The organism is Peribacillus suis (assembly GCF_059384845.1).
In genome coordinates this window covers 786,020-806,628 of record NZ_CM182019.1, presented here as the reverse complement: position 1 = coordinate 806,628, position 20,609 = coordinate 786,020, and the positions used below count along the sequence as shown (strand labels likewise).

Annotated in this window: 19 protein-coding genes; 6 read left to right on the top strand and 13 right to left on the bottom strand. The window is 42.2% G+C overall.

Annotation, left to right across the window (positions count from 1 at the left end; translation table 11 throughout):
* Nucleotides 1–29 precede the first annotated feature (29 nt).
* Nucleotides 30–545 (bottom strand): signal peptidase I, encoded by a 516-nt coding sequence (gene lepB, locus AC503W_RS03940; RefSeq protein WP_402867516.1) that lies wholly within the window; start codon nt 543–545, stop codon nt 30–32.
* 167 nt (nt 546–712) lie between these two features.
* On the opposite strand from lepB, the gene AC503W_RS03935 reads away from it, so the two are divergent.
* Together AC503W_RS03935 and AC503W_RS03930 are read left to right on the top strand one after the other, a co-directional pair.
* The gene (locus tag AC503W_RS03935) at nt 713–1,669 is read left to right on the top strand and encodes a bile acid:sodium symporter family protein (RefSeq protein ID WP_494916123.1); all 957 of its coding nucleotides are present in this window, start codon (nt 713–715) and stop codon (nt 1,667–1,669) included.
* 128 nt (nt 1,670–1,797) lie between these two features.
* A complete protein-coding gene (locus AC503W_RS03930) occupies nt 1,798–2,343 on the top strand; it encodes an NADPH-dependent FMN reductase (RefSeq protein ID WP_494917262.1) in 546 nt (181 codons plus the stop codon).
* Nucleotides 2,344–2,397: 54 nt separating this feature from the next.
* Here AC503W_RS03930 and AC503W_RS03925 read toward each other — a convergent pair whose 3' ends face one another.
* From AC503W_RS03925 to AC503W_RS03915, 3 genes are all read right to left on the bottom strand, one after another.
* Nucleotides 2,398–4,278, bottom strand: coding sequence for an adenylate/guanylate cyclase domain-containing protein (locus AC503W_RS03925; protein WP_494916121.1), 1,881 nt, complete (start codon nt 4,276–4,278; stop codon nt 2,398–2,400).
* Nucleotides 4,279–4,634: 356 nt separating this feature from the next.
* Nucleotides 4,635–5,771: an HD domain-containing phosphohydrolase gene (locus tag AC503W_RS03920; RefSeq protein WP_403079770.1), complete on the bottom strand. Its 1,137-nt coding sequence runs from the start codon at nt 5,769–5,771 to the stop codon at nt 4,635–4,637.
* A gap of 256 nt (nt 5,772–6,027) precedes the next feature.
* Nucleotides 6,028–7,734 carry a methyl-accepting chemotaxis protein gene (locus AC503W_RS03915; protein ID WP_402956018.1) on the bottom strand — a complete coding sequence of 569 codons (1,707 nt, stop codon included), beginning with the start codon at nt 7,732–7,734 and terminating at the stop codon, nt 6,028–6,030.
* Between the two features lie 329 nt (nt 7,735–8,063).
* On the opposite strand from AC503W_RS03915, the gene AC503W_RS03910 reads away from it, so the two are divergent.
* Entirely contained in the window at nt 8,064–8,537 is a 474-nt protein-coding gene (locus tag AC503W_RS03910; protein WP_402955257.1) for a MarR family winged helix-turn-helix transcriptional regulator, read from the top strand.
* 32 nt (nt 8,538–8,569) lie between these two features.
* Entirely contained in the window at nt 8,570–9,805 is a 1,236-nt protein-coding gene (locus AC503W_RS03905) for an ABC transporter permease (RefSeq protein ID WP_402955252.1), read from the top strand.
* A 46-nt stretch (nt 9,806–9,851) separates the two neighbouring features.
* On the opposite strand, the gene yhbH is transcribed toward AC503W_RS03905, so the two are convergent.
* Both yhbH and AC503W_RS03895 read right to left on the bottom strand, forming a co-directional pair.
* Complete coding sequence (yhbH, locus tag AC503W_RS03900; protein ID WP_402867508.1) at nt 9,852–11,021, bottom strand: sporulation protein YhbH; 1,170 nt, start codon at nt 11,019–11,021, stop codon at nt 9,852–9,854.
* 569 nt (nt 11,022–11,590) lie between these two features.
* Nucleotides 11,591–11,770 carry a hypothetical protein gene (locus AC503W_RS03895; protein WP_402955248.1) on the bottom strand — a complete coding sequence of 60 codons (180 nt, stop codon included), beginning with the start codon at nt 11,768–11,770 and terminating at the stop codon, nt 11,591–11,593.
* Between the two features lie 118 nt (nt 11,771–11,888).
* Here AC503W_RS03895 and AC503W_RS03890 point away from each other — a divergent pair, with 118 nt between their 5' ends.
* The gene (locus AC503W_RS03890; protein WP_402955245.1) at nt 11,889–12,098 is read left to right on the top strand and encodes a heavy-metal-associated domain-containing protein; all 210 of its coding nucleotides are present in this window, start codon (nt 11,889–11,891) and stop codon (nt 12,096–12,098) included.
* Between the two features lie 58 nt (nt 12,099–12,156).
* On the opposite strand, the gene AC503W_RS03885 is transcribed toward AC503W_RS03890, so the two are convergent.
* The 7 genes from AC503W_RS03885 to queG form a co-directional block, all read right to left on the bottom strand.
* Entirely contained in the window at nt 12,157–12,483 is a 327-nt protein-coding gene (locus AC503W_RS03885; RefSeq protein ID WP_402867505.1) for an SCP2 sterol-binding domain-containing protein, read from the bottom strand.
* A gap of 271 nt (nt 12,484–12,754) precedes the next feature.
* A complete protein-coding gene (locus tag AC503W_RS03880) occupies nt 12,755–14,650 on the bottom strand; it encodes a PrkA family serine protein kinase (RefSeq protein WP_402867504.1) in 1,896 nt (631 codons plus the stop codon).
* Between the two features lie 467 nt (nt 14,651–15,117).
* Entirely contained in the window at nt 15,118–15,837 is a 720-nt protein-coding gene (locus AC503W_RS03875) for a hypothetical protein (RefSeq protein WP_494916119.1), read from the bottom strand.
* 331 nt (nt 15,838–16,168) lie between these two features.
* Complete coding sequence (gene nfsA, locus AC503W_RS03870) at nt 16,169–16,918, bottom strand: oxygen-insensitive NADPH nitroreductase (RefSeq protein WP_494916117.1); 750 nt, start codon at nt 16,916–16,918, stop codon at nt 16,169–16,171.
* 69 nt (nt 16,919–16,987) lie between these two features.
* On the bottom strand, nt 16,988–17,476 hold the full coding sequence (trmL, locus tag AC503W_RS03865) for a tRNA (uridine(34)/cytosine(34)/5-carboxymethylaminomethyluridine(34)-2'-O)-methyltransferase TrmL (RefSeq protein ID WP_494916116.1): 489 nt from the start codon (nt 17,474–17,476) through the stop codon (nt 16,988–16,990).
* A 64-nt stretch (nt 17,477–17,540) separates the two neighbouring features.
* Nucleotides 17,541–18,398 (bottom strand): amidase domain-containing protein, encoded by an 858-nt coding sequence (locus AC503W_RS03860; protein WP_494916114.1) that lies wholly within the window; start codon nt 18,396–18,398, stop codon nt 17,541–17,543.
* A 242-nt stretch (nt 18,399–18,640) separates the two neighbouring features.
* Nucleotides 18,641–19,780 (bottom strand): tRNA epoxyqueuosine(34) reductase QueG, encoded by a 1,140-nt coding sequence (gene queG, locus AC503W_RS03855; RefSeq protein WP_494916110.1) that lies wholly within the window; start codon nt 19,778–19,780, stop codon nt 18,641–18,643.
* A 105-nt stretch (nt 19,781–19,885) separates the two neighbouring features.
* Between queG and AC503W_RS03850 the strand changes: the two genes are divergently transcribed.
* Nucleotides 19,886–20,554, top strand: coding sequence for a B3/B4 domain-containing protein (locus AC503W_RS03850; RefSeq protein WP_494916108.1), 669 nt, complete (start codon nt 19,886–19,888; stop codon nt 20,552–20,554).
* Nucleotides 20,555–20,609: the final 55 nt, after the last annotated feature.

Genomic DNA, 20,609 nt, shown 5'->3' with positions numbered 1-20,609 from the left:
GGATTCTTTTTAACCAACAAAATATCATGTCATTGAGGGGCACCCAGTTCATTCAAAGGGAAGAAACGAAACTCCACTTTCCCTACAAGTGAATCTTCGCGGATGACACCGAACCTTCTGCTATCCCAACTATGCCTGCGATTATCTCCCATTACGAATAAAGTCCCTTTTGGAACTTTCACGTCGAAATTCTCAGTCAAGTTTTCATCAGATTGGATTTCCTCTTTTTTTGATTCCACATATGGTTCCTTATATTGTTTCCCATTTATGTAAAGCACGTCATCCTTCATTTCCACACTATCGCCCGCAAGTCCGATGACTCTTTTAATATAATCTTTTTCTGCATCCGGAGCGTGAAATACAACCATATCAAAATGCTCGATGTTTCCGACTTTCGTAACGACAATCCGGTCATTATTTTCGTAAGTGGGCTCCATGGACTCACCTTTTACAGTCACTGGAACAAATAAAAACTGACGACAAATGAAAACGACGATTAATGCAATAAGTACCGATTTTACCCAAGAAAAAAGTTCTTTTTTCATGAAATCCCCTTTCTCTCCAAAATATTAGTTATTAAAAATATTTTACTAAACTGGTTTATTTTTGTATATACACAAGTGTGATAAGCTAAGGATTTTTGTTCCGATATTCATTGTTTGGAATATGGTACACTTAAAAACGAAGAAATTAAACGGTAGGAAGTGGATGGATGTCGCTGCAGTCAATCAATACATATTTAAATAGAGCCATGCCATTCATCACACCGATAAGCGTTGTCATCGGTGTCTTGTTGGCCGAACGGCTAACCGATTATACATTTTTGGTTCCATGGATTTTTGCTTTCATTACCTTTACAGGTAGCCTAGGCTCCAATTTCAAATCCTTGAAACGAGCAATCTATCATCCTTTACCCATTTTCATAGTATTAATGATCCTGCATATCCTCATGCCGATTTGGGCCTGGGCCCTCGGGCACCTGGTGTTTCAAGGGGACGCTTTCACGATTACCGGATTGGTCCTTGGTGTCGTCATTCCAACCGGAGTCACCAGCATCATCTGGATCACCATTTATAAAGGGAATGCCGCGTTAGCTTTGACGATTATCCTTATCGACACCCTTCTTTCCCCCTTCATTGTGCCTTATAGCGTTTCACTTTTTGGGGGAGGCACGATTGAAATAGAGATATGGCCCATGGTGAAAGGCCTGATCGGGATGATCGTTATACCTTCGATGCTTGCGATGTTCTTGAACCAGGCCACAAAAGGGAAAATAAAAGAGAGGCTTGCCCCCCGTCTGGCTCCTTTTTCCAAACTAAGCGTAGGGATTGTCGTGATCTTGAACAGTTCAAAAATCGCACCCTACCTGACCCATTTCAACGAGAAACTACTGGTCATGGCACTCTTGGTACTCTTCATCGCCGCTTCAGGCTATGCATTTTCCTGGTGGATTGGTAAACTACTACACTGGGAAAAAGAAGACGTCATTACCTTGACCTTTACCGGGGGGATGCGCAATATCAGTGCCGGTGCAGTCCTTGCCACCACCTATTTCCCTGCAGCCGTTGCCGTGCCCGTGATTCTCGGGATGCTCTTTCAACAAATGCTTGCATCCGTTTTCGGCTATTTCCTTGATAAGTATTACCATCGAAGGGTAAACGAGGCATAGATTTTTTATCTCTTGAATGGAGACATTCGAGCAAAGCATATGAGCGTCTCTTTTCCCTTTCAATAAAATAACAATTATACTATTAATGAAGAATCAGCTCGTGCAAACAAATAATAGGAGGTTTTATGATGAAAGTTGTTGCCATCGTTGGAAGCATTCGAAAGGAATCTTATAACCTGAAACTCGCTAAATACATTCAAAAGCGGTATCAAGATAAATTCGAACTTGAAATCTTGAACATTCGGGATCTACCATTTTTCGACCAGGATATCGAAAACGACCCGCCAGTCGTTGTGAAAGAGTTTAAAAACAAAGTGGCCCATGCGGATGCGGTTTTGTGGGTGACCCCTGAATACAACGGGACAGTGCCAGGCGTGTTAGTCAATGCGATTGATTGGATGTCTCGTGTGGATAAAGTCTTGATTGGTAAACCATCGTGGATCGTCGGGGCTTCCATGGGGAATTTGGGGACGGTTAAGGCCCAATTGCATTTACGGGATATCTTATTTGCCGCAGGCGTCTCGTCTCCGCTTCTTCCTGGAAATGAAGTGTATGTAGGGGCCGTGCATGAAAAATTCGATCAAGAAGGCAACCTGACCCATGAACCGACTGTACAGTTTTTGGATATGGTCGTCGATAATTTCATTACTTGGTTTAACCAGCATAATCGGTAATACTCAGCCTGAAAATCCCAGTAGTCTTCATTTTACTGGGATTTTTTGTATTTATTATACATCACTCACTTCTTCATTCTGTACGATAAGGGAGCCTGGTACTCTTTTTTTTAGCTGAATTAACGCCACATCATCATTGATTCCTTTTAGAGAAGCCTTGAATGGAATTATCTCAAACCTTTCGAGCCCCATGATGATTGCTTGCATTTTTTCATTTTGAAGGGCATCCTCACTAAGCACTAAATCATGACCGGCGCTTTGACCTTGTACGCGTGCAGCCATATTCACAGTCCTTCCAAAGTAATCCAATCGATCATTCGAATTCACGGCAATCGCTGGGCCACTATATAAACCTAGTTTCAAGACAATGGGATCACCTACCGTGGCATTGAACTCTGACACATGTTCTTGTATTTGAATGGCGGCTTTCAGGGCATCCTCCGGCAGATGAAATACCGCCATCACGGCATCTCCGATCGTCTTGACGACACCCCCGGAATTCTTTGAAATCCAATGGCTCAGAAACTCGAAATGCCTGCGAACCTGCCCGTAGGCGTCTGCATCCCCTATGCTTTCGTATAAGGATGTCGATCCTTGAAGGTCGCTAAATAAAATGGTCACGCTCTCGATGCCAACCTGCTGCCCGGGGGATAATACTTCAGACGAAAACAGGTCCCGGAATTCCTGCAAAGAGGTGACCCAAGCAGCTGTTACGACTTCTTGGTTCCATTCGGCTTTTTCCATGACAACGACGATATCCGACGAACTTTCATTGGATATCATCATTTCATCATTCTTTAGATTATATTGTTCTCCGCTTCTATGCCAACCGTTGTCCTCATATGTATAGGCCATCGCCTTAATATTTTCATCTTCCGGCCATTCATCGAATGTAACAATATGATTCGCCTGCAACACGCGTATCCTCATTTTCACAAAACCATCGGGAAGAGGGAAGGCAAAGGAATCCCCCTTTTGTATCACCCTTTGCATGTGTACATGCGGGGTGATCATCGGCCCGCCTACACAAAAAACCTGGTCATATGCTTTCCTTATGGATGGATGCACGGAAAAATTCAGTTCCACATATTTACCGAAGTCCGCGTTATAGTCAATTCCGCATAAATCACAATGAAATTGACCTTCCAGCTTTGATAAAGTCGTATATTCCACCTTGGAGACACGACAATTCGGGCAAATCAGGTTCCAGCTTAAATTTAAGAGGCCCGCTTTTGTTGCGTAGAGAAAAAGACGCAAGACCTCTAGTGGCTCCGCTCCCCATTCGCTTGCAACTTTATAAGGATTCATCTTGACTACATCATTGCTTTCGCCATCCCTCAATAATCCATGCAACTTTATCCTATAATCCGGGTTAACAGGTGCTTCATCAAGCAGCGTTTCTAAGCGATTCAATTCCTCAAGATTTACTTGTCCTACTGATTTTTTCTGATAGTGGATTTTTTCAATGGTACCGTTGGCCACTAGCATCTGCTCGTCCACATACCGGATCGTGTTTTTCATTGATTTGATTCCTATGAGGGGGATCGCCGCCAAACCCAATAGATTACGAGGAGTAAATTCACTCTTGATTGAGACCTTGCATCCATTTTCGTATATCGTTGATTCCAAAAATTCAAAAGTGGTTACCAACTTAGTAAAAGGACCTTTTTCGTATATGCGTTCAAAGGTATATTGTTCATTTTTCACCCACTGAAAGGGATATTCCTTCCACAAGATATCGACGAATCCAGCTACCTTTGCTATTGCATCTCGATAAAAAATCCCACCTTGCTTGTTTTCCACTTTACCGAATTCGACAGGGAATAAACCAATGAACCGGTTTAAGCGATCATTGTCCCCCAACACCTTCCAAACGAAGGACCTAGATAAAGGAAAATCTTTTTCGATGCTATATTTTCTTATAAAACGTTCCATTCCCTGTTCCCCCTTTATGAAAGATAAATCGCTATGGCCAGTAGAATGATATGGAAGATTTCATCGACCATGATCGATAACCAACCCTGGATCTTCATCGGCCATTTGGATATTCCTCCCCCAGAAAGAGACGAAGGTTTGCCGATCCAATACGATATGTCCGAAATAGATGACTGTGAGCCCCCAAAGTAAGATTCCTCCTGCCAATAGACCGAATAAAAAAACGATGAAGTAAGACAGTCACATGCGTGAATAGAGGAATCCACTTTGTGGCTTTGTTGCTAGCCAATCCACCGGTCTGAAACAGAAAGTCCCCCCACGAAATGCCCAATCAGCATGAAATCAAATGGATTCATTTACCTTCCCTCCAATGCATGTCCCTCTTCTATCGTTATGTATTTCCGCTCTTCCAAGGCGGTCAGAAAAGCAATAACCAATGCTTCATCGAAATGTGTATCCTTGCATGTCATCAGCTCTTTTGCCGCTTCATGGTAACTAAGTCCCTTGTTATATGGTCGATCCGTCGTCATCGCATCGAATGTATCGGCAATTCCGACGATTTTCGCAAAGAGAGGGATTTCCTTTCCTGCCAATTGATCAGGGTATCCACTTCCATTCAGCCTTTCATGATGGTATCTTGCCGTTTCCACCGCATTCATGATTGTTCTTTTTGGCTCCATGGTCGACAAAATATCCGCGCCGATTTCAGGATGCTTTTTTATGATCTCGTATTCTTCATTCGAAAGTTTAGTAGGCTTTCGTAGAATTTCATCGGGGATACCGATTTTCCCAATGTCATGAAGCAAGGCCGCTTTATACAATTCCTCACATGTTTTGGTATCCAAGCCGATTTTTAGAGCCATCCATTTAGAATAAGTGGCCACCCTTTCCGAGTGACCGGCAGTATATGGGTCTCTCTTATCCAGGGTTTTGGCAAGCGTGCGGATCATGCTTAGATTAATATTTTGAATTTCCTCGAACATTTGGCTATTGTACAGTGCCAATGCTGACTGGTTGGCTAAGACGAGGGCCATTTGGGCATCTTTCCTAGTGAAATTTTGGCCGTTCTTTTTATTAAGAAGCTGCATGGCACCAATCGCTTTCCCTTTTGCAATTAACGGAACCGTAAGCATGGACTTGGTGGTAAAACCGCTATCCTTGTCCACTCTCGGTGCCCAAGCCGGATCTGTTGATACATCAGAAATCAACTGTAGTTTTCCTGAACAAATCACTTTTCCGACGATTCCCTCATCCATTTTCAATTCTACTTTGAGAATGTTAGAGGAAGTCGGCCCATATACGGCAGTGGCTTTTATCACATCACGATCGGGATCTGTCACCCATAACGTACCTGCTTCTGCATCCAAAAGCTTGGCCATCTGGAGAATGATATTCTGAAAGACAACCTTCACATCTAAATCTGAATTCAACTCCTTGAAAGCATCTAAAAGATTTAATAATTCATTTTCCATATACCTAGTTTCTTCACTCATTTTTGATCCTTTCATCTGGCCGAATTTTCATTACATATATTAAAAGAGTGGATTTCACCTCTATATCTATGATTCTTCCCCTGATTTTCTCGATGACATTCTTCATCCCAACGTCCATTCATTATCAATTTATTCCATAATATCGGCTGTTTATTGTTTTTATTTATCTATTCCCTGCCGAGCTTCGTACTTGAAAACAAACCGCTAATGGAAATGCCATCCCTATGAAGTGTAGGGATGGCGGAGCTGGACGTTTTTATAGTTTGAACGTACCTAATAGTTCCTGTAAGTCACTGGCCATCCTCGAAAGATTATTTGAGGCAGAAGCTATTTCTTCCATGGATGCCAATTGTTCTTCCGTGGCAGCTGCAACGTTTTGACTATGACCTGTTGCATTTCTTGCAATGGTCGTGATGCTCGTTAAATTGGTTAAAACCTCTTGAGCGCTATCTGACATTTGCTCGGAAGTTGCGACCATTTCTTCGATTTGATCACTAGAATCCCTAATCGAATCCAAGATGACTTTGAAACTTTCCTCTGTTTTCGAGACGATACCAAGTCCCTCTTTCACGTCCAATTTGACTTGGTTGATGGATTGATTGGATTTCATCATGTCTTCTTGAATTTCTTTAATAAGTTCAGCGATTTGAGTCGAAGAGTGCTGAGACTGTTCAGCCAGCTTACGGACCTCATCAGCGACCACGGCAAACCCTTTCCCATGTTCTCCTGCCCTAGCTGCTTCGATGGCCGCATTCAATGCTAACAGGTTCGTCTGATTCGCTATCTCTGTAATCGCTTTTGTTATTTCGCCTATTTCCTGAGACCTTTTATCCAGTGATTGAATTGCTTCTCCACTTTTATCAACTGATTGGGAAATCGTCTGAATCTGTAGCGCCGTTTTATCAACGAATTCGCCACCCAATTTCGCTTGCTCAGCGACATGTAATCCAGACTTCGCAATGGCATGGGAACTTTCTGCCATATGATGAATGGAAAGCGATACTTCCCCTAACTCCGTCGAACTTTCCTCAAGGCTTGCTGCAGAGCTGCCGGCTCCATCCGCTATCATTTGGATGGCACTGGAGATATCCGCCGTTGCCTTACTTGTTTGTTCAGCACTTGCTGTCAGCTCTTCTGACGAGGCAGCCACCTGATCGGATGTGTGGAATGCCCCCTTCATCATATTTCTAAGATTGCTTACCATTTCATTCATTGATTTGGCAAGAACCCCCACTTCATCTTTCGTATCAATATCCGATGTTTGGGTTAAATCTCCTTTTGAGATATCCACGACCAATTGCACGACCTTATTCAACGGTTTCGATATCACCTGAGAAATAAAATAGCCTAGAGCAATACTAAGCAATACTGAAAAAATGATAAGGATATATGTAGTACTCTTAGTATGGGTGAAGGAATCATTGGCGCTTTTATAAGCATCACGGGCCAATTCATCCGTCATGATATTTAGCTCCTCAATCTTTATTTCCAATTGGTCGCCCTTCCCTTTGTTTTCTTTTAATGTTCGGAGGAATCCTTCTATATCATTCGCCTTCCCTAATGCCATATTTTTTTCCGTCAGGACATAAAAATCCGCCAGGGCTATCTTGTATTCTTCAACAAGGCTTCTTTCAGAAGCATTCATATTACTGCTTTCAAATTTCTTCGTTAATGCATCAATTTCGTCCATCTTTTCAAGGATTACCTGCTCACCCGCTTCTTTTTCTGCAGGCGTTTTTGCGACAAATGCCAAATTACGGACACCGATTCGAATATCTTGATACGCAACCTCGATTTCATTAAGATATTGCTGGGGCACAAGCTGGTCATGATACATGGATTCAAGATCATCGTTAGAATGACTTAGATTCGTTAATCCGTATATTCCGACAGCTCCTAGAATTATGCTCATTAACAAAAATGCCACAATCAATTTTACTTTTATCTTCAAGTTCCTATACATCTTCACTTTATTTCCCTCCGTATACTATTATTATTCTTAAAACTCTCCCCTTTTAGGTATAAAGTCCTTCATTCTTTTCTTATATCGGCACTTCAAGAAATTAGTTAATGCAACCAGCACACTCACATTATAATTTTATTTATAACTGCTCCTAGGAAAAGACCATTACCCATCATTTCTTAGGAGAGTTTGTGAACGCTTACACAATAAACTTTGATGATTCAAAGCACTTTATAATATTTTCCTTATTATCAGCGGATTTAACTCCTTTACAACTTAGAATATTTAAAGTATTATTGACTTTATCGCTTTTAAGGAGTTGTGTTTTTTTGGAGGAGAATAAAGGGATTACAGTCGACATGTTAATAAGTGTTTATAATGATTTGGCCAAGAAAATGGCAAACAATCGGTTAAAGGCATTCGCCAGCCATTTGAGAAAACAAGAGTTGACGCTCAATCAATATTCCATATTAAGCTATATCGAACGGAAGAACGCTTGCTTATCGATTCAATTGGCACAGCATTTAAACTTAAAAGCAGCATCGATCACTTATTTAGTCGATTCTCTTGAGAAAAAAGAATTGGTTATACGGGTGGAAAACCCTTTGGATAAAAGGAGTCAACTCATCCAATTAACGGATGCTGGATATAGCGTCGTTTCTTACTCTGTAGATAACTCCCATGCTTCTAAGATATTTGAGGAAATGGATCTGGAAGACAGGGAAGTGCTGTACTTAATGGTAAAAATCATGAATAAAAAGGTATTTTCAAAGGCAGAATCAAATGACCGACTTGATGACTGACCCGTTTCACTAGTTTGAGGAGAATGATTGATTTGAAGAAATTATTAAAAATTAAAATGACCTGGTTTCCCATCTGGGCGGTACCCTTGCTAATGCTAAGCATGATATGCATCTATTTGCCCGTATTCAGTGGAGCCGATCCAAAATTGTCCAACTTTCCGTTAATCATCGTGAATGAAGACGAACAGTTCACCTCTTCTGCATTCGGTAAAAGTCTGCTAAGTAACCTTTCCAAAGAAGTAGACGGGCATTCCTTACAATGGTCTGTGGTGACAAGCAAAGAAAAAGCAATCGATCAAATTAAGGATGATAATGCTTATGGAGCCATCGTTATACCTGAAAACTTCTCAGCTTCCATTAACGAATTGAAGGGTGGCTTCATTTCAGGGGAGACGGATGGAAAAGCGGCCGAGGTGGAAATCTTGATCAATGAAGCTGGTGGTCAGATGGCTACTGCAGTTGCTTCTAATGTGCTACAAACGATGGCATCATCAGCATCCGATGGCCTAAGCGGCCAAATTAAATCCGCATTGGTTTCAAAAAATATGCAAGTATCTCCACTTTCAACTTCTGTATTAGATCAACCCATCCACTATACATCAACCAATGTCCTTGGATTGCCAGCCAATTTAAATAAAGGGATGACCCCCTTCATGATTGTGCTGATTACATCAATAACAGGACTGCTGGGTGTACAAATGATAAATGGCTATATTAATAAAATCAGTGAAACTCTTAACTCAAAGGGACACACGATCAGCAACACAAAAATTCTCATTACAGAATTGCTCTTCGGTTTAATCGTAACACTACTGGTTTCAGCCATGCTTCAACTCGCTGTGTTCGGATTTTTCGGGAGTGTGCATTCCATTGGCATATGGCCAATATTCTGGTTTACCTTGTTAAGCAGTATGACGATGTTCCTCATGTTTAAAGTAATCAGCCTATTCTTTGGCAAATGGGGAATGCTTATAATGTTCCCGCTCAACATCATGGGTATTTTCGGCAGTGGTGGGGCGGTTCCTATCGCAAACCTACCGGATTTCCACCGTATCGCAAGCATCTTCCTTCCAACGAGGTACATGGTCGATGGAATGAGGTCGTTGCTTTACTATGGTGGTAATATGCAAGCCAGCCTTGGTACGGCATTATGGGTCATCTCCAGCTTATTTGTTGTATTCCTAGGCATCTGTTTAGTTGTAACACTTACCACCCATAAGAAAGATTCTTCAAAAGCTAAGCTGGAACCCTCTCTCGTAGAGGCCTAAAGCCAACAAAGAAAAAGAAGCCATCACAGGCTTCTTTTTCTTTGTTTTACGCGTATTTCTTACTTTCTTCTTCCTTGAAAAAGCTCTTCATCGCATGGAATACATCGGCCTTTTGCTTAAGGATATAATGCCTGAATTTTTCATTGTCAATGTTCTTATAGGCAGTCATGAGGGTGGAATGGCGGTTATACTGGTTGACTTCGCCATAACCGAACATATTGGAGACCTTCATGAGTTCTTCCACGAGCTTGACGCACCTGGCATTATCGGATGTGAGGTTGTCACCATCGGAAAAATGGAACGGGTAGATATTGAATTTCACAGGGTCATATTTATGATCGATAAGTTCTAATGCTTTACGGTAGACGGATGAACAAATCGTTCCACCGCTTTCCCCTTTTGAAAAGAAATCCTCTTCAGGCACAACTTTCGCTTCGGTGTGATGGGCAATGAATTCTATCTCGACGGTTTCATATTTTGTCCGTAAAAAGCGGTTCATCCAAAAGAAGAAGCTCCTGGCCATATATTTTTCCCACAGACCCATGCTTCCTGATGTATCCATCATCGCCAGCACGACCGCTTTGGAATCCGGCTTTTCGACCTCATTCCATGTCTTGAATTTGAAGTCTTCCTTATAAATGGGATGAAAGCCTGGATCGCCGCTTAAGGCATTCCGTTTGAAGGCCGATATCATCGTTTTCTTTTTGTCGATATTCCCCATCAAGCCGGTTTTCCGGATATCATTGAATTCAATATGCTCAAGCGTATGCTCCGCATGTTCCTTTTTCTGAAGGTTCGGCAGCTCCAATTGGCTAAACAATGCTTCCTCCAACTCCATCATCGACACTTCGGCTTCATAATAATCCTCGCCCGCCTTGTCCCCAGCACCTTGCCCTTTTCCGGAACCGGCATTCGATGGCGATCCATCTCTTGCAATGACATCCCCGACTTTACTATCCCCGTCCCCCTGACCGACATGTTTGTTTTTATCATAGTTATAGCGGATTTTATATTCATCCAAGGAGCGAATCGGGATTTTGATAACATCCTTACCATTGGACATCACGATGCTTTCTTCAGAAATCAAATCAGGCAGATTATTCTTGATAGCCTCTTGCACCTTTTCCTGATGGCGTTGTTGATCATCATAGCCTTTCCGATGGAGGGACCAGTTTTCCTCTGAGATCACGTATTGTTTATTATTCTCTTCTGACATTCTCTTCCCCCCTTAAAAATGTTTGCACGCTTTTCATCATTCCTTCATATAATAAATTAGTGTGAGAAAGCCCACAGCAACACAGGTTTAGCTATTCAAATATACAATTCGAGAAAAATCGGATAAAAATAAAAGTATTACTCTATCCTATGCAGCGGCGAAGGATAATTTACACAAAAATTCATTAATGGTTGTTTTGCCCAAAAAATAAGACGGGTTCCTACGCGATAAAAGAAATTGGACATGCTTTGCGGCTGTCCCAGGTCAACAGGGAAGGATAAACCTGAACAACAAGAAACTCAATATCCTCAGTGAGTGACCGGTGCTAATGAAATGATATAAGCGGGCGGAATCGTTGTTTTAGAGAGAAAACAAAGAGAATGAAGTAGTTACGTTACGGGTTATTAAGATTAGAAGGATCTATAAAAGGAGGAGTTGCAGGGGATGTCGATCTCCCATCCCGATCAATGCGGTTTTTCGATAGGCATTGACACAAATAAAAGGGCATCCTGTAACTTCCTTGGATACCCTTTTTTACATGGATGGAACGATTTCAATGGCACGCCTTTTCACTCTTTTTTTTCCTCGACTTCATGTTGGACGGTACCTGGTCGTTTATCCCATTCCTTCAGTTCTTCGTTCGTTCTCTGCCGTTCCATTTGCTTCCCAAGTTCTTTCATCTCGTCTAAGTCTTTCGCCATCGAACTGTTCTCTGGAACATGTTCTCTTTTCAATTCTTCTTTACTCATTTTATATCACCTCTACCTTATTGATACCCTATATTTCCAATTTTCAAACCGTACATATGTCCAATGGATAAAGGGTATAGATAATCTATATGGAAAAAATCCAGGAGGTGAATGGAGCATGGAAACCACTACACTCTATGTGAGGGAAGCGACAACCGAGGGCCCAATTTTAAATTTAGAGTCCATCCTATTGAGTACGGAAGGCGTCGAGCGTGCCATCATCGATGTGGATGACGGCGAAATCAAAATCGAATACCGCGAAGACAAGTTATCACCAAGCCAGCTCGTCACACTCATCGAACAATACGGATTAAATGTCACTGAATAAAAGAACCCACAACACAAAAAACACCGAACTCTCCCAAGAACGGCAGAGTTCGGTATTTTCATTTATAACGTTTTACAATTTCCTGCAGTTTCAATGCCAAAGCGATGTTTCCGTCTACCTTTAGGCCACCTGTCATAAAAGCGACCGTTGTATTTAAATCGTCCTTTAATAACTTGGAGAAATTCTTCTCTGATAATTTCAATGTCACTTCTGGATCATTTGTCGTACCTTCGATCACTTCAACTTGTCCATTATTAATCAACAGCTGAACCGGTCCAATCTCTTCAATGTTGAATTGATACACACGATTTTCCTCGTTTTGGATATGCTCCGGATTACTGTTGATTTTACCAGCCAATTCATTCAATTCAGCGATTACACTCATTTGAAATCCCTCCATCAACCTTTTTATGATTGCGCTTACAAAACAGAAAAAACCTTACTGATCCATGACAACGACAACGTTTCTTCATGTACATGTTGGACGATCATGTGAAAATATCCGAAGCGCGAAGTATTTCAGAGGATTTTAATAGGTTGTTTTATTAACATCGGAGAATAACTGCTTCAGCTAAAAGATATCACGAATTGGTATTATTTACAATATTTTCTTTCGATAAATACCCCCACCTTTTAAGGCAGGGGTCTTCTTGTTTTTAGCGGTTTAACAAGCTTCCTACGTAGCGAAGTAAGTCATTGGCGGAAGTCGAGTTATACCCATGTTCGTCAATAAGTCTCTTGATGACTTCATTCACTTTCTTCAGTTGTCTTTCATCCGGTGTCTTGGTTGAAGTCGTGATTTTGACAACATCCTTCAAATCAGCAAACAGCTTTTTCTGAATGGCTTCACGTAGGCGGTCATGGGAATTATAATCAAATCGTTTTCCTTTCCTTGCATAGGCCGAGATACGGATCAGGATTTCTTCACGGAAGGCTTTTTTGGCATTTTCAGAAATGCCGATTTGTTCTTCAATCGAGCGCATCAATTTCTCGTCTGGATTGATTTCCTCCCCAGTCAGTGGATCGCGCAGTCTTGATTTATTGCAGTATGCTTCGACGTTATCTAGGTAATTGTCCATAAGGATCTTCGCCGACTCTTCATAGGAATACACAAACGCTTTTTGCACTTCATTTTTGGCAATCGAATCATATTCCTTACGTGCAAGCGAAATGAAGTTCAAATATCGTTCCCTTAGCTCGTTCGTTATCGACGGATGCTGGTCAAGGCCTGCCTTCAACGACATCAATACGTCAAGTGCGTTGATGGACGGGTTTTCCTTCCGAATGATAGTGGAGGATATCCGGTTAATGACATACCGTGGATCTATCCCGCTCATGCCTTCATCTTGGTATTCCTTCTTCAGCTCATTGATGTCCGCGGAGTTGAATCCTTCAACATTTTCCCCATCGTACAGTCTCATCTTTTTCAATAAATCGATATCACCTTTTTTCGGATCCTTTAAACGGGTCATGATACTGAAAATGGCTGCCACCCGCAAGGTATGCGGAGCAATGTGGACATCGGAAACATCGCTTTCATGGATCATTTTTTCATAAATCTTCTCTTCTTCGCTCACCTTTAAGTTATACGGGATCGGCATGACGATAATCCGGGAATGTAGGGCTTCATTTTTTTTGTTGGATATGAATGCCTTGTACTCCGTTTCATTCGTATGGGCAACGATCAGTTCATCTGCACTGATTAATGCGAACCTTCCTGCTTTGAAATTCCCCTCCTGAGTCAGTGAGAGCAAATGCCATAAAAACTTCTCATCACATTTCAGCATTTCCTGGAACTCCATCATTCCGCGATTTGCCTTATTGAGCTCACCATCAAAGCGATAGGCTCGCGGATCTGATTCAGATCCGAATTCGGCAATCGTCGAAAAGTCGATGCTTCCGGTCAAGTCGGCAATATCCTGTGATTTAGGGTCGGATGGACTGAATGTACCAATCCCCACACGTTTGTCTTCTGAAAGGAAGATACGCTCAACCATCACGTCTTCAATCCGGCTGCCATATTCCTGTTCCAATCTCATCACATTCAGCGGTGACAGATTCCCCTCAATCCGGATGCCATATTCCTCAAAGAAATCCTGCCGCAAGTTTTGAGGAATGAGATGCAGTGGATCTTCATGCATCGGACATCCTTTTATCGCATAGATCGCCCCTGAGTCATTTAACGAATAACTTTCAAGCCCCCTCTTAAGGAGTGAAACCAATGTAGACTTCCCACCTGATACCGGTCCCATCAAAAGCAAAATCCTCTTTCGGACATCCAACCGCTTAGCGGCGGGATGAAAATACTCCTCGATGAGCCTCTCCAATGAATCCTCAAGTCCAAACAGCTGACCACTGAAAAAGTTGTACTTCTTCGTTCCATCTACTTCCTCTATCCCAGCATCTCTGATCATGTTGTATACACGCGAATGAGCAGATTGTGCAACTAATGGCTTTTCTTTCAGTATCTCTAAGTATTCTGCGAAGGTGCCTTCCCACTTCAGCTTCTGTTCATCTTCTCTAAATTTTTCGATTTTCTTTAAAATATCCATCTAGGAACCTCCCCCTATCACTTTCAGAGAATACTTAAATCTATGCGCCGAGTTTGACAAACATGTCAGACTTTCCAAAGAGGTTCATCTTGTCCGGCTGCCCAATCCAAGGTTTTCCTTTAAAGTCTTGAATATTTGGTGACAAATCACGAGGCAAGAAAATTTACGTGCACATCTACTAAAAATTGGGGTATACTAAGCCTATACTTAAGTGGGACAATATGGGTAAAGGGAGGTTACATCATGGGAACAGTTATTGTCATTGCCGTAACAATTGCGTTTTTAGCTGCCATCTTCACTGGTGGATATGCCGACAAACCAGGTGTGAAAAATAAATAAGAGCATACGAAAAAGGGCGCTATCCCACAAGTCATGGGAATGACTTGTGGGGGTAGCCCCTTTTTTTGGAAGAAAAGCATAAAAAAAGAGACACCATATAAGTGCCTCCACTAAGAGTGACTTTCCTTTTACTTTTCAAACTCTTCAGCTAGCATGCTTGGAATAGAGATTTCCCAACCGGCTTGGGAAGTATAGCTGTATTCGCCAGAAATAGTTCCGTACACAGTAATAACATCATCTTCTATATAATCGGTCGTACCTGCATACATGACCATTATAATGTCATTAGGATCATATCCATATGATGTTTTTGTAACAGCTAAACGGATGGCCGTAAAGTCCTCTTCTTCCTGGATCTGAATAACCTCACCCGTATATTTCGTATACTCACCAATCATTTTATCTGGATTTTTCTTCAACCTATTATATTCAATAGGTTTTGCATTTACTTTTTTAGCAGCCGCTTCTTCTTTGGCTTTCTTCTCAGCTTCAGCCTTCTTCTTAGCCTCTGCTTCAGCCTTAGCTTTTTCTTCAGCAGCTTGTTTCGCTTTCTCCTCAACAATGGCCTTCTCCTTGGCCTCTCTCTCTGCTTTCTCTTCAGGTGTTTCTGCCTTTTCTGTTTTCTGTTCTTGAGCTGGCTTCTCTTTATCTGTTGTGGTTTCTTCAGATTCCCCACTTGCTCCTATAATAATAAATGAAATAATGGCTACAATAAATGAACCACCCACTCCAACGAAACGTGATTTAGCCTTTCCGTTCTTTTTGAGTAGTGCCACTACACCTAAAATGATAAATACCAAGATAGATATGAAGCTACAAAAAAATAAAATACCACCTAATACCTGCAAATTGTTACTTCCTTTCTTATTACGAAATAATCAGTACAAGTGATTATTATATACTTAAATAGGCTGTAAAGTTTTCTCACTATTACCTTTGTTAATATTTACTTGTTAAAAAGCGGATAATCCACCTTATACCTTGATTTATGACATGCCTCCTTGAAACTTCGAAATAATTCATCGGAAATTTTTTTACATCCTACCAGAAAAAGAATATCTGCATTATTTTAATTTATACAAGAAATAAGAGACCAACACTTAGTGTCAGGCTCTTATTTTTAAGCTCTATATAATTAATGGATGCTCCAACATGAAGTATAGAATCATCCACCTATGATTATTGTTTTTTCAATCCTTGGTTTTCCACAAAGTCCTTCATATACATCCGGCTTTTCTTGCCGGCCATGTCCGCCATTTGTTGCGTCCAGGTTTCTTTCCGTTTTCCTTTGGTCCGTTGCTCATAATAGTCGGAAATCGTATCATTGTATGCTTCTAGCTGACCGATGAAGGTCTGTTTATCCGTTTGATAGCCATTTTCATGATATACATTGGCTTGAGGAAGTCTTGGCTTTTTGTCTGAACGTTTTTTGGGATACCCGACAACAAGGCCGAATAGAGGAACGACACGATGTGGGATGTCCAGGATTTCCGAAACTTGTTGAAGGTCATTACGAATACCACCAATATAGCAAATGCCGAGGTCCATTGATTCAGCAGCAAGCGCCGCATTTTGAGCAGCGAGTGCGGCATCGATGCAGGCCACCATGAATTTTTCCGTACTTTCAATTGGTGCAGTAAGATCTTCGTTTTCCATCTCGGCTACTATGTCCATACGATGTAAATCGGCACAAAACACGAATAAATGTCCATTATTCTCTACATATGATTGAGGTCCAGCCAATTCAGCAAGCTTGGCTTTCTTTTCCGGGTCGGTCACCCCGATGATCGAATAGGCCTGGATATAGCTTGAAGTTGATGCAGCCTGTGCACACTCAACAATCGTGGAAATTTGTTCCGCAGACAATAGCTTGTCCTCAAAAGAACGGACGGAACGGTGGTCCAGAATTTTCTCGATGATGTTATTCATTGCTTTACCTCCTAATTATGTATAAGCATTCGTCAGCAAAGCATCCCCACCCCGCTGACGAATAACTCCTTAATATTCTCTTTTTAATTCCAAGTCACGGTAATCCTGTTGTCTTAACGCCTCATAAATCAAGATGGCGGCCGTATTGGAAAGGTTCAGTGACCGGATTTTATCCGTCATTGGAATACGGAGACATCTGTCCATATTCTCTTTGATCAAATCTTTTGGCAGTCCTGTCGTTTCGCGTCCGAAAATGAAATAAATTTCACTATCTTGATCACTGTAATCGAAGGTTGTATGCGGCTGTTCACCAAATTTGGTTAAGTAATAAAATGCACCGCCGGCATTCTTTTCAAAAAACTCTTCCAATGAATCATAATAATGAATCTTCACATGTTCCCAATAATCGAGCCCAGCCCGTTTAAGCTGTTTGTCATCCGTTGAAAAACCAAGCGGACGGATAAGGTGCAGGTGTGAATCCGTTCCTGCGCATGTTCTTGCGATATTTCCTGTATTTGCTGGAATCTGTGGTTGATATAAAACTACATGTATTGCCACTTCATTTTCACCTCTAGTTTAAACTTCAACTAATTATAGCATTAAACAAACAGACTAAAAACAATCACACTCCATCTAATATCACGAAAAATTTATAGACGATGTTCGGTGTATATCGAGTCGAATCCTCATACGTCCAATATCGATGGCGACTATTCATCGTATGGGCATTCACAAGAGGCATGCCTTTTTGGTCCTTTGCCGTCACAATCAAGTTATGATCAAACCGCCCGTCACCTTCAAAGTCAATGCACAGGATGTCACCCAGGTTCAATTCCTGTGCCGTCTCCACTTCTTTTGTCCTGATCCCTTTCCCTCCCTTAAGCAGATGATACAAAGAATGAGCTGTCGTCCAGGTATAGCTCCAATTCTTTCCTCTGATCCACCATCCTTTATTCTTGTTCGGCTCGCCCCACATCGGGATGTTCCCGGCATGCAAGCACTGGGAAATAAAATTGGTGCAGTCATCCGTGAATTTATAATACTGTGGATTGAACTCATTCCACCATCGCTCCGCATACTGAACCGCCTTCATCCGGTCATACTTATAAGTAAGCCGATCCAAACCCACTTCCCAATTTTCCGGGTCCCCGTCAGGTTCTAAATCAGGTTCAAGTTCCCGTTCTTCGATTAAGTATTCATCCCGAAACCGCGCCTCCCTCTCTTCCATCTCCTCTTCTATATAGAAGCCATCCTCCTGCTTCATTAAATACTGCAGATGCACTTGATAGGTCAGGATTTTCAAATCCCCTTCCTGCCGTTCCGAGTCAACCTTTCCAGCAGCATTCACACGGACAATTTCCGTATCATGCTTCTTCAGTGCTTCCTTTTTCAGATAGATCTTACCCTCTCCCCGTACATGCTCATTGGAAGTGTAAAGTTCAACCCTTTCCTGTAAAAGCCGTTTCAACTGTTCCCTCAAAATCAAGCCCTCCTTCATAGCGCCTCTTCTAATGTGTATGAAGGATGGCTTGGTTAAAAACACAACTTCATTCGGGCCATAGCGCAACTGAGGAGCAATTATCGGTCCATGGGGTAGTTTTATCAGTCAATTCGGCTTTTTATCGGTCGTTTTGCCACTTTTATCGGTCAAATCACACTTTTTATCGGTCAAACTGCTAAAAATGGAAAGGCCCCGAATGGTTGCATTCGGGGCCTTCCTTTTTATTCATTATGGTAAGTGAACTGTAATCCTTTTTCAATTTCCGCGAGCACTTCTTCGTCTTTTTCCTTCAACCTGGCTTCTTCCAAAATGGAGGTCGACCGTTCCCGACCGATTTTCCCGATGGCCCATGCGGCCGTGCCACGCAAAACGGGACGGGGATCTTCTTGCATGATTTGGATCAGTTCCGGCATGGCGGTTTCATCCTTAAAGTGAGCCAATGCCAAGATGGCATTCCGCTGAATCGGCTTTTTGCCACGCCATGATCCAGAAACATGTCCGTATGTCTCTTTAAAATCGCGATTGGAGATGGTGAGCAATGGCTTCAGCAGCGGTTTGGCAAGCTCGGGATCCGGCTCCATTTCTTCATGAAAATGAAAATCCATCCCTTTGTTTTTCGGACAGACAGTCTGACACGTATCGCATCCATACAACCGGTTGCCTATTTTCGTCCTGAATTCATCAGGAAGGAAGTCTTTCGTTTGGGTTAAAAAGGCTATACAGCGTTTGGCATTCAACTGTCCACCTTGCACAAGGGCACCTGTTGGGCATACATCCACACACTTATTGCATGTACCGCACTGATCCTCCATCGGCTGATCCGGCTCGAACGGCAAGTTGGTGATCATGTCACCCAAATATACATATGAACCAAATTCCGGAGTGATGATCATGCTGTTTTTAGCGCTCCATCCGATTCCTGCCCGCTCAGCAACGGCCCGGTCCGAAAGCTCGCCCGTATCCACCATCGATTTCACCATGGTTCCAGGGACCTTCTCTTTTATAAACTCTTCAAGGAGCTGCAGTTTATTACGGAGCACGGTATGGTAATCCGTTCCCCATGAGGCCCGGCAAAAAATCCCGCGGCGCTCCCCTTTCTTGCTTTGAGGGGCATCCTTCAATTTCGAAGGGTAGGCAAGCGCAATTGATATGATCGATTGCGGCTTTTCGAAGATCAATTCGGGCCTGACCCTTTTTTCGATATCCTTTTCTTCAAAGCCGGACTGATAATCCAGCTCCTGCTGCCGGATCAGCCTGCCTTTCAACTCCGTGAACGTCGTGGCCGATGTAAACCCGATTTTATCGATGCCTATTTCCTTACTATATAAAATCACTTCTTGCTTGAGTGCATGCATATCCATTTCTATCACCTTCGTTCTCTTCATTCTACCCATTGATGCTTGTAACATATCAAACCATTGGTATCTATGATAAACTAATTTCAATCATTTTTGGAGGTGTATCACTTGGAAATTACGATTTCCTCTAATCTAGCAAGCAAAGTTCCCGATTTCAAGATTGGTTTCATTACATACGAAAACATCGAAGTCGGCCCCTCGCCGCAAATGGTAAAAGGGAGACTTCAATTATTTCAAGAAGCTTTATTTTTCGATCTTGAAGAAAAGGAACTCACGGATTTTCCGGGTATCAAAGAATGGCGGGAGATTTTCAAAATGACCGGGACGAACCCTTCACGCTACCGTCCTTCCGTCGAGGCCCTGTACCGCCGGGTCAAAAAACAGAATTATCTACCCCCTATCCATTCAGCCATCGACTTGAATAACTTCTTCTCGCTTTTATACGAGGTCCCGATTGGCATCTATGATGCAGACGCATTATCAGGTGATCTCTCCATTAAAATTGGCGGAAGTATGGACCATTATCCTGGATTGAACGGACGGGTGAACTCGATGGAAAACATGATCGTTTCAGCTGATGATGACGGCGCATTCGGGAGTCCCTACGTCGATTCGGAACGGACGAAGGTCACCGAAGACACCAAACATGCCATCCAGATCATCTATTTACAAGCAAAGACACCCATCAAAGAAGCCGAACAGCTCACAAAGTCATTGATGGATATGTTCCTCGAGATTCACGGCGGAGAAGGATCTTTTTCCGTCCTAGAAGGATAATGCAAAAACATGAGTCATATCGAGATAATGGCTCATGTTTTTTTTGTGTATTTTT

Coding starts and splice junctions, on each gene's coding strand:
- lepB (WP_402867516.1), bottom strand. CDS start 545: ATGAAAAAAGAACTTTTTTCTTGGGTAAAATCGGTACTTATTGCATTA.
- AC503W_RS03935 (WP_494916123.1), top strand. CDS start 713: ATGTCGCTGCAGTCAATCAATACATATTTAAATAGAGCCATGCCATTC.
- AC503W_RS03930 (WP_494917262.1), top strand. CDS start 1,798: ATGAAAGTTGTTGCCATCGTTGGAAGCATTCGAAAGGAATCTTATAAC.
- AC503W_RS03925 (WP_494916121.1), bottom strand. CDS start 4,278: ATGGAACGTTTTATAAGAAAATATAGCATCGAAAAAGATTTTCCTTTA.
- AC503W_RS03920 (WP_403079770.1), bottom strand. CDS start 5,771: ATGAGTGAAGAAACTAGGTATATGGAAAATGAATTATTAAATCTTTTA.
- AC503W_RS03915 (WP_402956018.1), bottom strand. CDS start 7,734: ATGTATAGGAACTTGAAGATAAAAGTAAAATTGATTGTGGCATTTTTG.
- yhbH (WP_402867508.1), bottom strand. CDS start 11,021: ATGTCAGAAGAGAATAATAAACAATACGTGATCTCAGAGGAAAACTGG.
- AC503W_RS03895 (WP_402955248.1), bottom strand. CDS start 11,770: ATGAGTAAAGAAGAATTGAAAAGAGAACATGTTCCAGAGAACAGTTCG.
- AC503W_RS03890 (WP_402955245.1), top strand. CDS start 11,889: ATGGAAACCACTACACTCTATGTGAGGGAAGCGACAACCGAGGGCCCA.
- AC503W_RS03885 (WP_402867505.1), bottom strand. CDS start 12,483: ATGAGTGTAATCGCTGAATTGAATGAATTGGCTGGTAAAATCAACAGT.
- AC503W_RS03880 (WP_402867504.1), bottom strand. CDS start 14,650: ATGGATATTTTAAAGAAAATCGAAAAATTTAGAGAAGATGAACAGAAG.
- nfsA (WP_494916117.1), bottom strand. CDS start 16,918: ATGAATAACATCATCGAGAAAATTCTGGACCACCGTTCCGTCCGTTCT.
- queG (WP_494916110.1), bottom strand. CDS start 19,780: ATGGATATGCATGCACTCAAGCAAGAAGTGATTTTATATAGTAAGGAA.